This is a genomic window from Delftia sp. JD2 (assembly GCF_001682645.1).
GTDB classification, from domain to species: domain Bacteria; phylum Pseudomonadota; class Gammaproteobacteria; order Burkholderiales; family Burkholderiaceae_C; genus Comamonas; species Comamonas acidovorans.
In genome coordinates this window covers 1-13,240 of the sequence record NZ_LFJT01000010.1, presented here as the reverse complement: position 1 = coordinate 13,240, position 13,240 = coordinate 1, and the positions used below count along the sequence as shown (strand labels likewise).

General features: G+C 65.5%; 14 protein-coding genes and 2 pseudogenes. 8 read left to right on the top strand and 8 right to left on the bottom strand.

Features of this window, described 5'->3' with window-relative positions; translation table 11 throughout:
- Positions 1-394 precede the first annotated feature (394 nt).
- The 4 genes and pseudogenes from ACM14_RS07780 to ACM14_RS07765 form a co-directional block, all read right to left on the bottom strand.
- Positions 395-1,159 (bottom strand): SDR family NAD(P)-dependent oxidoreductase, encoded by a 765-nt coding sequence (locus ACM14_RS07780; RefSeq protein ID WP_065345807.1) that lies wholly within the window; start codon positions 1,157-1,159, stop codon positions 395-397.
- 217 nt (positions 1,160-1,376) lie between these two features.
- Positions 1,377-1,601: pseudogene (locus ACM14_RS32390) on the bottom strand (amidohydrolase); the annotation flags it as partial.
- Between the two features lies 1 nt (position 1,602).
- Positions 1,603-1,812, bottom strand: a complete 210-nt coding sequence (locus ACM14_RS07770; RefSeq protein ID WP_065345805.1) for a hypothetical protein — start codon at positions 1,810-1,812, stop codon at positions 1,603-1,605.
- Between the two features lie 30 nt (positions 1,813-1,842).
- On the bottom strand, positions 1,843-3,003 hold the full coding sequence (locus ACM14_RS07765) for an aldo/keto reductase (RefSeq protein ID WP_065345804.1): 1,161 nt from the start codon (positions 3,001-3,003) through the stop codon (positions 1,843-1,845).
- Positions 3,004-3,411: 408 nt separating this feature from the next.
- On the opposite strand from ACM14_RS07765, the gene ACM14_RS07760 reads away from it, so the two are divergent.
- The 7 genes from ACM14_RS07760 to ACM14_RS07730 all read left to right on the top strand — a co-directional run bounded on the left by ACM14_RS07760 (position 3,412) and on the right by ACM14_RS07730 (position 9,020).
- Positions 3,412-4,305, top strand: a complete 894-nt coding sequence (locus tag ACM14_RS07760; RefSeq protein WP_065345803.1) for a LysR family transcriptional regulator — start codon at positions 3,412-3,414, stop codon at positions 4,303-4,305.
- A 15-nt stretch (positions 4,306-4,320) separates the two neighbouring features.
- Positions 4,321-5,214: a LysR family transcriptional regulator gene (locus ACM14_RS07755; protein WP_065345802.1), complete on the top strand. Its 894-nt coding sequence runs from the start codon at positions 4,321-4,323 to the stop codon at positions 5,212-5,214.
- 310 nt (positions 5,215-5,524) lie between these two features.
- On the top strand, positions 5,525-6,040 hold the full coding sequence (locus ACM14_RS07750; protein WP_065345801.1) for a cupin domain-containing protein: 516 nt from the start codon (positions 5,525-5,527) through the stop codon (positions 6,038-6,040).
- Between the two features lie 94 nt (positions 6,041-6,134).
- Positions 6,135-6,803 carry a carboxymuconolactone decarboxylase family protein gene (locus ACM14_RS07745; RefSeq protein WP_065345868.1) on the top strand — a complete coding sequence of 223 codons (669 nt, stop codon included), beginning with the start codon at positions 6,135-6,137 and terminating at the stop codon, positions 6,801-6,803.
- A 257-nt stretch (positions 6,804-7,060) separates the two neighbouring features.
- Entirely contained in the window at positions 7,061-7,633 is a 573-nt protein-coding gene (locus ACM14_RS07740) for a DUF3455 domain-containing protein (protein ID WP_065345800.1), read from the top strand.
- 65 nt (positions 7,634-7,698) lie between these two features.
- The gene (locus ACM14_RS07735) at positions 7,699-8,277 is read left to right on the top strand and encodes a sigma-70 family RNA polymerase sigma factor (protein WP_065345799.1); all 579 of its coding nucleotides are present in this window, start codon (positions 7,699-7,701) and stop codon (positions 8,275-8,277) included.
- Positions 8,274-9,020, top strand: a complete 747-nt coding sequence (locus ACM14_RS07730) for an anti-sigma factor (protein WP_065345798.1) — start codon at positions 8,274-8,276, stop codon at positions 9,018-9,020. The genes ACM14_RS07735 and ACM14_RS07730 overlap by 4 nt, the downstream gene beginning before the upstream one ends.
- Positions 9,021-9,118: 98 nt before the next feature.
- Here the strand turns inward: ACM14_RS07730 and ACM14_RS07725 are convergent, their stop codons facing one another.
- Together ACM14_RS07725 and ACM14_RS07720 are read right to left on the bottom strand one after the other, a co-directional pair.
- Complete coding sequence (locus tag ACM14_RS07725) at positions 9,119-10,297, bottom strand: porin (protein WP_065345797.1); 1,179 nt, start codon at positions 10,295-10,297, stop codon at positions 9,119-9,121.
- Between the two features lie 116 nt (positions 10,298-10,413).
- A complete protein-coding gene (locus ACM14_RS07720) occupies positions 10,414-10,866 on the bottom strand; it encodes a nuclear transport factor 2 family protein (RefSeq protein WP_065345796.1) in 453 nt (150 codons plus the stop codon).
- Positions 10,867-11,035: 169 nt separating this feature from the next.
- Here ACM14_RS07720 and ACM14_RS07715 point away from each other — a divergent pair, with 169 nt between their 5' ends.
- On the top strand, positions 11,036-12,316 hold the full coding sequence (locus ACM14_RS07715) for a LysR family transcriptional regulator (protein ID WP_065345795.1): 1,281 nt from the start codon (positions 11,036-11,038) through the stop codon (positions 12,314-12,316).
- Between the two features lie 18 nt (positions 12,317-12,334).
- Here the strand turns inward: ACM14_RS07715 and ACM14_RS07710 are convergent, their stop codons facing one another.
- Positions 12,335-13,054: an alpha/beta fold hydrolase gene (locus ACM14_RS07710; protein ID WP_065345794.1), complete on the bottom strand. Its 720-nt coding sequence runs from the start codon at positions 13,052-13,054 to the stop codon at positions 12,335-12,337.
- Positions 13,051-13,240 (bottom strand): annotated as a pseudogene (locus ACM14_RS07705) (protocatechuate 3,4-dioxygenase); the annotation flags it as partial. The pseudogene ACM14_RS07705 and the gene ACM14_RS07710, both read right to left, overlap by 4 nt.

Sequence of the window (13,240 nt, the reverse complement as noted above, 5' to 3'; positions counted from 1 at the left end):
GAGCTCGTCGCTCAGGCTCCGAAACTCCGCAGCTACGCTCATATGGCGCTTCGTTGCCGCGGAAACAGGCGTGCGTGTCATGGCCGCCTCAGTGGGTATTGCGGCAGTTTCGGATGAAAAGATCTGGGCGGTAGGCTGTGCTGGGCGCCTTGGGTGCAGCTGCGGCTGCAGGCGCGCGATCACTGGCTGGTACTGCTGCAGCTTCGGGCGCATGGCCTGCCACATCCTCCTTGCCACCAGAACCTGCCGCAGGAATCTGCAGCTGCACGGCCTGCGGTGAGGCCCCGCCCTCCCCGGCCTCATCCTTGCGTTTTTGCCGCAGGACCAATCTGCCTTGCATGGGTGCCGGATACTTGTTCTCGTGCGAAAACACCTGGGCCAACGGAAATCGCAATCAGCGCATGATGAGCCCGCCGTCCACCGAGATGGATTGGCCGGTCACATAGCTGGAAGCCGAGCTGCACAGCCACAGCACGGCGTCGGCAATCTCTTCGGCGAGTCCGTGCCGCTGCATGGGGATACCGGGGAGCATGGCGTCGAGTGCTTCCTTCTGGCCGGCGGCCACCATTTGTTCGGCCATCGGGGTCCAGATCAAGCCCGGGCACACGGCATTGACGCGGATGTTGCGCGTGGCGTATTCCAACGCCGCGCTCTTGGTCAGCCCGAGCACGCCGTGCTTTGCCGCATGGTAGGTGCCACGCTCGGCACCGCCCACAAGCCCGCCCAGCGACGAGCAATTGACGATGGCGCCGTTTCCTTGCTGGCGCATGTGCTGCAGTTCGTACTTCATGCACGCCCAGATGCCGCGCAGATTGACCGAGTTCACACGGTCGAAGTCCTCGACCGTGGCGTCGGCGGTCTCCGCGAGCGCGTTCTGGATGCCGGCGTTGTTGAAGGCCACGTCCAGGCGGCCGAAGGCAGAGACGGTTTCCTTGACCATCGCCTCGACCTCGCCCAGATCGGCCACGTCGCAGCGGATGCCCATGGCCTTGTACCCGGCCGCCACCAGCTCGTCGGCAGCGGCACGTGCGCCGTCGCCGTTCACATCCGCCAGCGCAACGGACGCACCGGCCTGCGCGAAGGCCTTGGCGGTCGCCAAACCGATACCCGACGCTGCGCCGGTGACAAGTGCCACTTGGTTTTCGAAGGAGATTTTCATGATGTCAGTTCCTCTGTTGGAGATGTGTTCTGGATAAAGATGGGGCGACGAAATGGGTCCGGTACCTGGGTGTGCTGCGTTTGCAGCTGCTCCCGGGAGCCTCGTCCCTGGGCCTATGTGCTTGGAGATTTCCCGGGCTGCGCAAGCGGCACACGCATGCGATAGACCTTCGCGGCCGTGCCGAGGAACAGCGCAGCCCTCTCATCGGCCGAAGCCGACCGACGCGCGTGTCCGCCAGGTAGTCATCGATCATGTAGCGCAGCCCGGGCCGGTCGACCAGGTGGTGGTGCGCGTTGATGATGGGGATATCGGGCTCCAGGATGGGTTCGTCGCGCCCCACCTGCATCTGGCGATAGTCGCCGGACGACAGCGTTTGAGCGCGTGCCACGGAGAAGGCCACGGGGCTGGCAAGCGCGAGTGCCAGCAGGTTCCGGCGCTTCATGTCATCGCCTCAGCGACAGTCGCAACAATCGGTCCTTCGAGGGACCCTCCCCTCTCGGCGACCGGCTCGTCGTGAACACGTAGAGGTCGCGCCCGACCGGCAGCACGCGGGCCTCGCGCCACACGGTGCCGGCCGCGTCCTGCACCAGGGCCGCCGTGGCGGCACACACCGACAGCGCCTGGATGCACAGGGCGATGAGCAATGGCCTCATGTCAGTGCCTCCCTATCGAACATTCAGCAATCAGCCTTGGACCTGCTTTTGCTGCGCCGCCGGATACCGATCACCCACGATCTGAATCTTGGAGACGGCGGCCTCCAGCTCCTGCACTTCGGCCGGAGTCAGCATCACCTCGGCGGTGTGCAGGTTCTCGTCCAGATGGGCCAGCTTGGTGGTGCCGGGGATCGGCACGATCCACGGGGCCTTGGCCATCATCCAGGCCAGTGCCACCTGCGCGGAGGTGAGCCCCCGGGTTCTGCCGAACGTGTTGAGCACTTCCACCACTGCCAGATTCGCCCGGATGGCTTGCGGCGTGAAACGTGGCAGCGTGTTGCGGTTGTCATTGCCGGAATCAAAGCGCGTGTACTCGGTGATGCCGCCGCCAAGGAATCCTCGGTTGAGCGGGCTGTAAGGCACGAAGCCGATCCCCAATTCCTGGAGCACCGGAAACACCTCTTTTTCCTGGCCGCGCCACATCAGGTGGTATTCGCTCTGCACAGCGGTCACCGGCTGCACGGCATGGGCGCGGCGGATCGTCTGCGCATTGACCTCGCAAAGCCCAAAGCGCCTGACCTTGCCTTCCCGGATCAAATCCTTGACGGTGCCCGCGACGTCTTCGATCGGCACAGCGGGGTCGAGTCGGTGCTGATAGAACAGCTCGATGGTCTCGACCCGCAGGCGCTTGAGCGATTCCTCTGCGACACGCCGGATGTTCTGGGGCGTACTGTCCAACTCGCCCTCGAAGTACTTGCCGTCAACGATGCGGTGGCCGAACTTGGTGGTCACGTTCACCTTGCCCCGGAACGGGTACAGCCCTTCACCGGCAAGCTCTTCGTTGATGAGCGGACCATAGACTTGGGCGGTGTCGAACAGCGTGACACCGCGCTCGGCCGCCTGATGCAGCAACTCGATCATGGCCTTGCGATCAGGGTGGTAGCCGCGGTTGTAGTTCATGCCCATGACGCCGAAGCCCAAGGCGGAGACCTCCATGCGGAAGTCGCCTGAACCAAGGGTTCGCTGCTTGGTGATGTTGGGTAGGTCCATGGCATTGCTCCCCGATGAAGTCGTTGTGGCTTGCTGTGCGACGGCCGTTCCCATCATGAGAGGCGTGGCACATACGGCTGCGCCGACCGTTGCGCTTGCCTTCAGCAGGTCGCGTCGGCTGGAGGAAATTTTCTCGTTCATCGGATCTGCTCCTTCACTATTGAGAGGACAAAAAGCGCCGTATAGCGACGCGACGATCCAGCCTGCACCAAGCGTTCCCAATTGCGCCGGTCGTGACGTTCAGCCCCATGCTGACGCTCATCCGAATCATTCAATCGGGCAACCCATGCGAGAGGCCCATGACGGTTGGGGCGGATGCTTGTGCGGAGCCTCAGGGCTCGCTTGCAGGGCTTGGCTTTTGGGGCAGGATGCCTGCCCTTCTTGGCTGATACTGAACTTTAGGTCTCGTGCCCGACATTGAATAGACGGCAGAATCCGCATACCCCCATAAGCTGAACTCATGAATGGGGGCATCAAACACAGTCGGTTTTCGAGCGAAGTCAGACGACGCCTGTAAAATACAGCCCGTCCTATAAAGGAAGCTCATCAATGTCGCGCGACAACTTCAGCGACCTGCTGGCCTTCATCGCCGTAGCGCGCGCTCGCAGCTTCACTCGCGCGGCAGCCCAGCTTCGGGTCACACAGCCCGCCCTGAGCTACACCATCCGGACGTTGGAGGAGAAGCTGGGCGTTCGCCTTCTCACGCGCAGCACGCGGGGCGTGTCTCCTACCGAAGCGGGCCAGCGGCTGCTGGATCGCCTCGCACCGGAGTTCGACGAAATCGAGGCCGAAATCCAGTCGCTCGGCGAGCTTCGGGACGAGCCCATGGGAACGATCCGCATCACTGCCATCGACTACGCCATCCGAAGCACGCTGTGGCCCAAGCTGGCGAAGTTCCTGCCGAAGTACCCCAAGATCAAGGTCGAGCTGGTCAACGAGTACGAGAGCGTCGATATCGTTGCGCGCGGCTACGACGCCGGCGTGAGGTTCGGCCAGGAACTGGCCCAGGACATGATTTCAGTGCGGATCGGCCCGGACGTCCGCAACATGGTGGTGGGATCGAAGTCCTATTTCGCAGGGTGCCGGCCACCCAAGACGCCGCGCGACCTCACCGATCACGTTTGCATCAACCTGCGCACGTCCACGTACGGAGGCCTCTACGAATGGGAGTTCGCCAAGGGCAAGCGCACCGTGAATGCACGGGTGGATGGAGCGGTCACCTTCAATAACGCCTATGACATTTTCGAGGCGGTCAAGGCTGGCTTCGGACTGGCTTACCTGCCGGAAGACATGGTTCGTCCCTTGGTGTCAAAGGGGCAACTTGTCTCGGTACTGGAGGACTGGTGCCCGGTGTGGCCCGGGTTCCATCTCTACTATCCGAACCGGCGCCAGCCTTCACGCGCAATGACCTTGCTGGTCGACGCCTTGCGCTACAGGCCATAGCTGCGGAGTACTTGTATGTCTGGTGAGAACTTTCGCGACATCCTGGCCTTTCTCGCGGTTGCGCGCGAGCGCAGCTTCACCCGCGCGGCGGCCCAGTTGGGCGTGTCGCAATCTGCACTCAGCCATACCATTCGCGCGTTGGAAGCGCGGCTCGGGCTGCGTTTGCTGACCCGCACGACCCGCAGCGTATCGCCGACGGAGGCAGGCGAACGGCTGATCCAGCGAGTGGCCCCCCGGTACGAGGCGATCGCCGACGAGCTGGCTGCATTCGAGGAGCTTCGCGACAAGCCCGCGGGAACCGTACGCATCACCGCGTCTGATTTCGCGGCGAACACTATCCTCTGGCCCAAGCTCTCCAAGCTTCAACCGAAGTATCCCGACGTCAAGATCGAGATCGCGACCGAGCCGGGACTGACCGACATCGTGGCGGAGCGCTTCGACGCCGGTGTTCGTTTCGGCGATCAGATCACCAACGACATGACGGCGGTTCGGATTTCGAAAGAAATTCGCATGGTGATCGTGGGGGCGCCGTCCTATCTGGAAGGACGACCCTTGCCCAAGGCACCATCGGACCTGACCGAGCATGAGTGCATCAGAATGCGCTTCTCCATGCGTGGCGGGGTGTATGCCTGGGAACTCAGGAAGGGCCAACGACACCTGCAGGTACGGGTCGAGGGTTCGTGGACATTCAATGGCATCTACCCGGTTATCGACGCCGCGCTGGCGGGATTCGGCCTGGCGTACATGCCAGAAGAACTGGCACGTCCACATATCAAGAGCGGCCGACTTCAAACCGTGCTCAAGGACTGGTGCCCGACCTTTCCTGGGCTCCACATCTTCTTCGTCAGCCGGCGCCAATCGTCGCCCGCACTGTCGCTGATCGTCGAGGCATTGCGCTACCGCCGCTAGGCTGCTCCGATTGCGGGCGGAGCGATGGGATTCATGAGCGCCATTTATAGCCGCATGTAGTTTCTGGCGCCTACTCGCGCGAAGTTGTTCCAACTAAATTCGATAGGAACGCTCATTCGATTGAATGAGCGCTCGCAACGTCCTTTCGTCCATCCCGCGCCTCCAGACGCCCCTGTCAGGTGTTACTGGCACGCGACTCGCCCAAGGGGCTCAGCGGCGTGTCACCTGCGAGGATTGATGCGCCGGCCCATGCGGTCGGCCCAGCGAGAGGGGACGGCGATAGGCCTGTCTCTACAAGGAAAGTTCCTTTATGCGAATCCCATTCTTCAAAGTTTTCTTGACCGCCGCCACCCTACAGGCCGCGACCGCTGCTGTTGCCGCCCCCCAGGCCGAGAGCGCCTCATCGGCGCCCGCCCAGCAGGAGATCGTGCTTGCGGGAAGCCAAGCCTCGATCTCCGGTCCTGCCGAGACCTTCACCGGCCGGGCGCGGATTGACCCGCTGTGGCCGGCCAACAAGAACATCAACGCCAGCGGCGCGATGGTCACCTTTGAGCCCGGTGCCCGCTCGGCCTGGCACACCCACCCCTACGGACAGCGCCTGGTGGTGAGTTCGGGCGTCGGGCTCGGCCAGGAATGGGGCAAGTCCCTTCAGATGGTTCGCCCCGGCGATGCGATCTGGTGCCCGCCAGGCGTCAGACACTGGCACGGCGCTGCGCCGAAGACCGCCGTGACTTACCTGACGGTCACGGGCACCGTGGATGGCAAGAATGTGGACTGGATGGAGAAAGTCACGGATGACCAATACGAGGGCAAGCATGCGCGATGAAAGGCGCCCCATGGCCAGGGCAATGGCCATCATCGTCGTGGGCATGGCGACAGTGCTTTGCCAAGCCGCCCCGAACACGCAGGAGTCCAGAGATATGGTCAGTGCATCCACTGCATCCGCAACCCTGTCGGCCCGGCAGCAGGCCATCGTTCCCATCGGAGCCTTCGCTGCGGCAGGTGACATCGCCAAACTGAATACGGCTCTGAATCAAGGGCTGGACGCAGGCCTGACGGTCAGTGACACCAAGGAAATCCTCGTGCAGCTTTACGCATACGCGGGCTTCCCGCGCAGCCTCAATGCGCTGGGCGAACTGATGAAGGTACTGGAAGCACGCAAGCAGCGCGGCATCCAGGACGCCCCCGGTCATCCGCCCAGCCGCGCCATTCCGAAGGGTGACGCGCTGCTGGCCGCGGGCACGGCCAACCAGACCAAGCTGGCGGGCGCGCCGGTCAAGGGACCGCTGTTCGACTTCGCTCCCGCCATCGATGACTACCTCAAGACGCATCTCTTCGGGGACATCTTCGAGCGCGACAACCTCGACTGGCAAAGCCGCGAGCTGGCCACTGTGAGCATGCTGTCTGCACTGCCTGGCGCCGAGTCTCAACTGCAGTCCCACATGGGCATCAGCTTGAACACGGGCCTCACGGCTGATCAGTTGCGCCAACTCAGCCAGGTGCTGGCCGATCGCGTCGACGCCGACACGGCACGGCGCGCGCAAGAAGCGCTGAATCGGCAACTTGCCAGCAGATCAGGAGGCAAATGATGAAAGCGACGATGCTCTATGGGCCGCGCGACATTCGTTTCGAGGATCGTCCCGACCCGCAAATCACTCGCCCGCCGATGGGCGCGGCGTCTATGCCCGCATGAATCTGCACGTCTGATGGAGACTGGCGCTGGCATTTCTCGAAAATATTTTTTGCATGGGGTGCATCCAAACGACGCGATGGCGGGTAGTACCAGCAGCAGCCCAAAAAAAGGCGCTGCTTCAGTCCCCTTCACAAAACTGTTTGGAGAATTGCAATGTTGACCTCTCGTTCCGCATCCCGCACCGCCGCCGTTTCCTTCGCTGTAGCCACAGCGGCCCTGCTCGCTGCCTGTGGCTCGATGCACAAGCCGACCAGCACTTTCTCCCAGGCATCGCTGCCCGCCCCCATCCAGGTTCCTGCAGGGAACAAGGTCGCGTGGGAAACCGTAGGCAGCGGTGACATCACCTACGAGTGCCGCGACAAGGCCAACGCGCCTGGCCAGACGGAATGGGTCTTCGTGGGACCCGATGCTGTGCTGAAGGACCGCATGGGCAAACAAGTGGGCCGCTACTACGGACCCCCTGCAACCTGGGAGGCCAACGACGGCTCCAAACTCACCGCCACCCAGCTGGCTGTGGCGCCGTCCGGCGCGGGCAATCTGCCTTACCAGCTGGTGAAGGCAAACCCAGCCATGGGCAGCGGCGCGCTGGAGGGTGTGAGCTACATCCAGCGCGTGGCGCTCCAGGGCGGAGTGGCGCCGGCTGACAAGCCCTGCATGGCTGCCAACAAGGGCCAGAAGACCACCGTGAAGTACCAGGCCGACTACATCTTCTGGAAGCCCATGTAAGAGCCGGCAGCGGCGCGGATACACTGGACGAAGGATTTCCCGCAACGCCCCCTTCGCTCCATTTCGTGCCGCCCGCTGCCTCCCAGAACAACGAAGCTTTCGACCATGACGCAGCATTGCATGCATGTGCACGCGGCGAACGCGATGCTTTGCAGCGGATTTATGAGGCCGAGGCGCGCTTTCTCCTGGGCGTGGCACTGCGCATCGTCCGCGATCGCGCTGCTGCGGAAGACGTGCTGCACGATGCGTTTGTCTCCATCTGGAACCGCTCATCCACCTTCGACGGCAATCGCGGAAGTGGTCGAGGGTGGATCTACAGCGTGGTGCGGCACGCCGCCCTCAACCGTGTACGGGATGGCGCACGCGAAACCGTGCTGGATGAAACTGCCCATGAAGCGCATGACGCCCAGGCCGCACTTTCGGCATGGAAGGAAGGCGGCAGTGAATGGGAGCGGCAGGCGATGCTGGGTCGTCTTGGCGATTGCCTCGACCGGCTGGAGCCCGAGCGCCGCGCCTGCCTGTTGCACGCCTATGTGGACGGCTGCAGCCACAGCGAAATTGCGGCGCGTGTGCAGGCGCCGCTTGGTACGGTCAAAGCCTGGGTTCAACGCGGACTGCGTGCCCTGAGAGAGTGCATGCAATGAGCGGCGACACCCACCTCAATCCCTCAGAGTCGACGGATGGCGGCTCCCCGGACGATCTCCAGATGCAGGCCGGCGAGTACGTATTGGGCACCCTCAATGCAGCCCAGCGCCGCTCCATCGAATCCCGTCTGCCCTACGAGCCTGCGTTGCGCACGGCCGTGCAGGCGTGGGAGCAACGGCTCCTGCCGCTGGTTCAGCTGGCGCCCCCCATCGAGCCCTCCGCAACGCTGTGGCAGCGCATCGCGGCCAGCGTCAAGCCGGCCAGGCCAGCGGTCCGCGCACAGCGTGGTGCCTGGTGGCACTGGGATAGCCTCGCCCTTTGGCGCGGCTTGGCGGGTGGCGGCTTTGCCGCTGCAGCACTGCTCGCGGCTGTGCTGGTGGTGCGAGAGGCATCACCGCCGGCTGCCCCGCGCTACTTCGTCGTGCTGGCAGCGCCGCAGAATCAGGCCCCCGGGTGGGTGGTCCAGGCCCAGTCTGAAGGCCGTCTGCGCCTTGTGCCACTGGGCAAGGATGCCATTCCGGCGGAAAAATCCCTGCAGTTCTGGACCAAGGCCGACGGCTGGAAAGCGCCGGTGTCCCTGGGTCTGGTCAAACCGGGCGAAGCCATCGAAGTGCCGGTAGACCAGTTGCCGCCTCTGCAGCCGAATCAGCTTTTCGAGCTCACCCTGGAGCCAGAAGGCGGCTCCCCGAGCGGACGCCCGACAGGGCCCATTCAGTTTATCGGCCGCGCTGTACAGATCTAGAGCGAGGTGTGCACTTTCAAGTGCCCGCGTCGGCTCTCCGCGCTGGTGATCACACGCTCCAGGCGTCGCATTGGATGCGGCCGGCCTGGCCTTCGGTTTCAGAACGAGTGGCGCAGGCCCAGCATCAGGCCGGTCTGCGACGCGCCCGCCAGCGGGCTGCCGCCGGCTGCGGCCGAGCTGACCGAGATGGCCAGGCGCTGTCCGTTGTCAATGCGCGCAGCCTGGGCATAGACCGCCGTGCGCTTGGAGAACCTGTAGGTGGCGCGCAGGGCCAGCAGGGTGGAGCGGTCGCCGCCCTGGGCATAGCGCAGTTGCTGCAGCTGGCCATCGACCACGACGGCGGCGCTGGGGGACCAGGACAGGCCGCCCCAGGCCAGGGTGCTGCGCGGCGTGGCGCCGTTGCTGGCCGAGGCTGCCTGGGCCGCGTCGTTGTCGCGGCGCATGAGGCCGGCGCCCAGCTTGATGGTGGGTGACAGCGCGGCATAGCCGTTGAGCATGATGCGGCGGTCCTTCAGGTCCGAGCGCGTCAGCCCTGCAAATGCTCCGGCGCCGCCGCGCATCTCGTCCACGGCCAGCGCAAAGCCCCAGGGCGCGGTGTCGTACTTCAGCATGGCGGACCATTGGCGGCAGGCCTGCCTGTCCGTGGCCGATTCGCCGGCGCAGTTGGTGCCGGCCGGGCTGGGGCCGGCGTTGACGGCATCGCGTCCCAGGCTGTAGGCCGCACCCAGGCTCCAGGCGCCGAAGCGCCCCCGGTAGGCCAGGGAGTTGTCGGTGCGCGTGTTGGGGATGTAGCTGTCCAGGCTGCTCAGACCGAAGGCGTTGGGACCCAGCAGGTCGGCGTCGAACAGCGCCCAGTACAGCATGGTGTAGTTGCGCCCCAGCGAGACGCTGCCCCAGCCGCCGGACAGTCCCACCCAGGCCTGGCGCCCGAAACCCCGCCCGCCCTGGTTGAAGGTGCCGGCATCCGGGCCAAAGCCTGACTCCAGCGCAAAGATGGCGCTCAGGCCGCCGCCCAGATCCTCGCTCCCGCGCAGCCCCCAGCGCGACGGTGCCGTTCCCGTGAGGCCGGGCATGCGCGTCAGCGATCCGCCGCCTTGCACATTCGTCAGGTGCTCGATCCCGGTGTCCAGATGGCCGTACAGCGTCACCGATGAGCCGGTCTGGGCCTGGGCGCCGCCTGCTGCTGCCAGCATGGCGAGTGGGGCGAGGCGGGCCAGACAAGCCCGCAGTGGGCGCCTGGCTGGGGGTTGGGGAATGCTCTTGAGAGTGCGTTTCATGCTTTTGTCTCCTGTCGTTGTCGTCGTGGAATCGGCACGCCGCAACGCTGCGCCTCGGATAGGGCTGCAGTGGCGGGTGCGGGGAAATGGGAGAAAGCGGCTGGGCGCCCTGCGCTTCAGGTGCCCGGGAGGTCCCGGTACATGACGAAGCGCGCCACGCGGCGCGTGATCAGCCAATGGCCTTCGGGACTGCGGCCAAAGGTGTCATCGAACTCGCCAACGAGCTGGCGCGGTTGGGCCGGGTGGCCGTGCGGCGTGATGGCATCGGCCTCGTCGCAGGACCACAGCAGCACCTGGCTGCGCGCGCTGGCGCGGTCCGGGCCTTGCAGTTCCACCAGCGTGTTGGTGACCAGATGCCGGGTCATGCGGCCCGCAGGACGCCGGGAGTACGCGGCGGCGATGGCTGCGCGCCCGCCCAGCACCTCGCCGCCGGGCCGTTGCAGCTGGCCGTCTTCGGCAAACAGCTGCGCCAGGGCCTGGGCATCACCGGCATCCGCAAAGGCAGCAGCGCGCAGCACCAGGTCCAGGCAGGCCTGGCGGGCCAGCAGCCGGTCGATTTCATGGTTCATGTTTCTTGTCTCCCCGGAATTCGCAGCCTGCGATGGGCTGTCTTGATCCAGGCCCCAAGCATTCCACGCTGGCATCGATCCGGCCAATGCCGGAGCCCCGGCCATCAATGCGTTTTTCTTATGGGACAATCAAAACACGGTTTTCCAACGTGCCGTTCAGCGCTTTTCCATGAACCTTTACCTTGCCCCTTGGGCCGGCCCGGCCACCAGCAATCCTTCGCGTTTTCCCGAGTTGGCAGGCCATTTGCGGGCCATGCGCGCCATGCTGGGCGTGGTGCGCCACGGCAGCACCACGCGGGCCGCCCAGGCTATGCATCTTTCTCAGCCGGCCGTGGCGCGCTCGGTGCTGCAACTGGAAGAGGCCTGTGGCCTGCCGCTGTTCATGCGGGGGGCGCGCGGCATGATGCCGACCCCGCTGGGCAGCCAGCTGGCCGCCCGCATCGAGGCCATGCTCCAGCATCTGGGCAGCGGCGCGGCCGACGCCCAGGCCGCCGCCACGCTGGCGGCCAGGCGCCCTCCCCTGCCCGAGCGTTTTGCCGAGAGCGTGCCTGCGGGCCAGCTGCGCGCCCTCGTGGCCATTGCCGACTGCGGCAGCGAATCCCTGGCCGCGCAGTGGCTGGGCCTGACGCAGCCCGCCGTGCATGCGGCGCTGCAGGGGCTGGAAGCCAGTCTGGGCATGCAGCTGTTCTACAAGCTGGCCTTCGGCACGCGGCTGACGCCGTCCGGCGAAGCGCTGCTGCGCCGTGTCAAGCTGGCCCTGGCCGAGGTGCGCGGCATGGACAGCGATATTTCCGCCTGGCGCGGCGAGATCCGGGGGCGCGTGGTGGTCGGCGTGCTGCCGCTGTCGGTGGGAATCTTCCTGCCGCGCGCGGTCGACAGCCTGGCCGCCAGCCACCCGGACATCGAGGTCAGCATCGTGGACGGCACCTACGAGAGCCTGGTGCAGCACCTGCTGAGCGCCGACATCGACGCCATCGCTGGCGCCCTGCGCGCCGACATGCCCTCCGATGAGGTACGCCAGCTGCACCTGTTCGACGATGACCTGGTCGTGGTGGCACCGGCCGGCCATGCCTGCCTGGGCTGCGGCCAGTTGGCTCTGGAGGACTTGCTGCAATGGCCCTGGGTGTCGCCCCTGCCCGGCACGCCGGCCGACCGCGCCATGGTCCAGCTGTTCCGCAGCCAGGGCCTGGAGCCGCCGCGCGCCAGCCTGCGCGCCAGCAGCCCGACCATGACGCTGGCCTTTGTGCTGCAGACGGGCCGGCTGGCCCTGGCCTCGCGCGGACAGGCCCTGCAGGATGACCACGGCGGGCAGTTGTCCATCGTGCCCGTGGACCTGCCTTCCACACGCAGGCGCATCGGGCTGGCCACGCGTGCGCTGAGCACGGCATCGCAGGACCTGGAGCTGTTCATGCAGGCCTGCCGGCGGGCCGTGGGCGATCCGCCGGCCTAGCCTGAGCGCAGCGCTCGCTCAGCGGCCCATCCAGTCGAGCAGTGCCCTCGACACCTGCTGCGGCTGCTCCATGGTGCTCATGTGGCCGCTGTCCTCGATCACCACCAGCTCGGCGCCCGGGCACAGGGCATGCATGCGCTCATGGCGTGACAGCGGGCTCCAGGCATCCTGGCGACCGCAGGCCAGCAGGGTCGGGCAGCTCAGTTGCCGGAGCACATCGCCCGCATCGGGGCGGTTCAGCAAGGCATTGATCTGCGCAGCAAACACCTCGGGCGTGAAGCGCGCCACCATGTCGAGCACCTCGCCAAACAGTGGCGTGTCAAGCCGGTCGGGATGCACCATGCCGCGCGCCCATTGCAGGCCCATCTCGCGCATGCCGCTGTGCCGGGCGATCTGCAAGAGCGCCATGCGCTTGGCGCGTTCGCTCTCGCCGGCCTCGCCCGGGGCGATGGGGTCCATGCCGGTGTCCAGCAAGGCCAGCCGCTCCACACGCTGGGGAGCCATGCTGGCAATGGCCAGGGCCACGCGCCCGCCCATGGAATGGCCCGCCAGCGAAAACCGCTCGGCCGCCACGCAGTCCAGCACAAGGCGCGCCATGTCTTCGATGGTGGCCGCCGCGCCATAGGACGGAACAATGCACTCGGCAGCACCGGCAAAGGACAGGGCCGCCTGCTGCTCGTGCCAGACCGTCTCGTCGCACAGCAGGCCCGGCAGAAGTACCACGCAAGGCCGGCTCATGCTGCGTTCTCCAGGATGAGGTGGCCGACAGCGGTGTTCGATGCCGGCACATGGTAGAAGCGGTGGTTGACCTTGGGCAGCGGCGCGGGGCCATCCACATCGGCCATGGCACCGCGCGCGATCAGCCACATCACCAGCTCGATGCCTTCGGAGCCAGCCTCGCGCACGTAGTCGATATGCGGCATC

Bases quoted from the DNA above. Each gene is read 5' to 3' on its own strand.
- ACM14_RS07745 (WP_065345868.1), top strand. From the start codon at position 6,135: ATGGTCAGTGCATCCACTGCATCCGCAACCCTGTCGGCCCGGCAGCAG.
- ACM14_RS07715 (WP_065345795.1), top strand. From the start codon at position 11,036: ATGAACCTTTACCTTGCCCCTTGGGCCGGCCCGGCCACCAGCAATCCT.
- ACM14_RS07760 (WP_065345803.1), top strand. From the start codon at position 3,412: ATGTCGCGCGACAACTTCAGCGACCTGCTGGCCTTCATCGCCGTAGCG.
- ACM14_RS07730 (WP_065345798.1), top strand. From the start codon at position 8,274: ATGAGCGGCGACACCCACCTCAATCCCTCAGAGTCGACGGATGGCGGC.
- ACM14_RS07720 (WP_065345796.1), bottom strand. From the start codon at position 10,866: ATGAACCATGAAATCGACCGGCTGCTGGCCCGCCAGGCCTGCCTGGAC.
- ACM14_RS07780 (WP_065345807.1), bottom strand. From the start codon at position 1,159: ATGAAAATCTCCTTCGAAAACCAAGTGGCACTTGTCACCGGCGCAGCG.
- ACM14_RS07770 (WP_065345805.1), bottom strand. From the start codon at position 1,812: ATGAGGCCATTGCTCATCGCCCTGTGCATCCAGGCGCTGTCGGTGTGT.
- ACM14_RS07750 (WP_065345801.1), top strand. From the start codon at position 5,525: ATGCGAATCCCATTCTTCAAAGTTTTCTTGACCGCCGCCACCCTACAG.
- ACM14_RS07725 (WP_065345797.1), bottom strand. From the start codon at position 10,297: ATGAAACGCACTCTCAAGAGCATTCCCCAACCCCCAGCCAGGCGCCCA.
- ACM14_RS07710 (WP_065345794.1), bottom strand. From the start codon at position 13,054: ATGAGCCGGCCTTGCGTGGTACTTCTGCCGGGCCTGCTGTGCGACGAG.
- ACM14_RS07740 (WP_065345800.1), top strand. From the start codon at position 7,061: ATGTTGACCTCTCGTTCCGCATCCCGCACCGCCGCCGTTTCCTTCGCT.
- ACM14_RS07755 (WP_065345802.1), top strand. From the start codon at position 4,321: ATGTCTGGTGAGAACTTTCGCGACATCCTGGCCTTTCTCGCGGTTGCG.
- ACM14_RS07765 (WP_065345804.1), bottom strand. From the start codon at position 3,003: ATGAACGAGAAAATTTCCTCCAGCCGACGCGACCTGCTGAAGGCAAGC.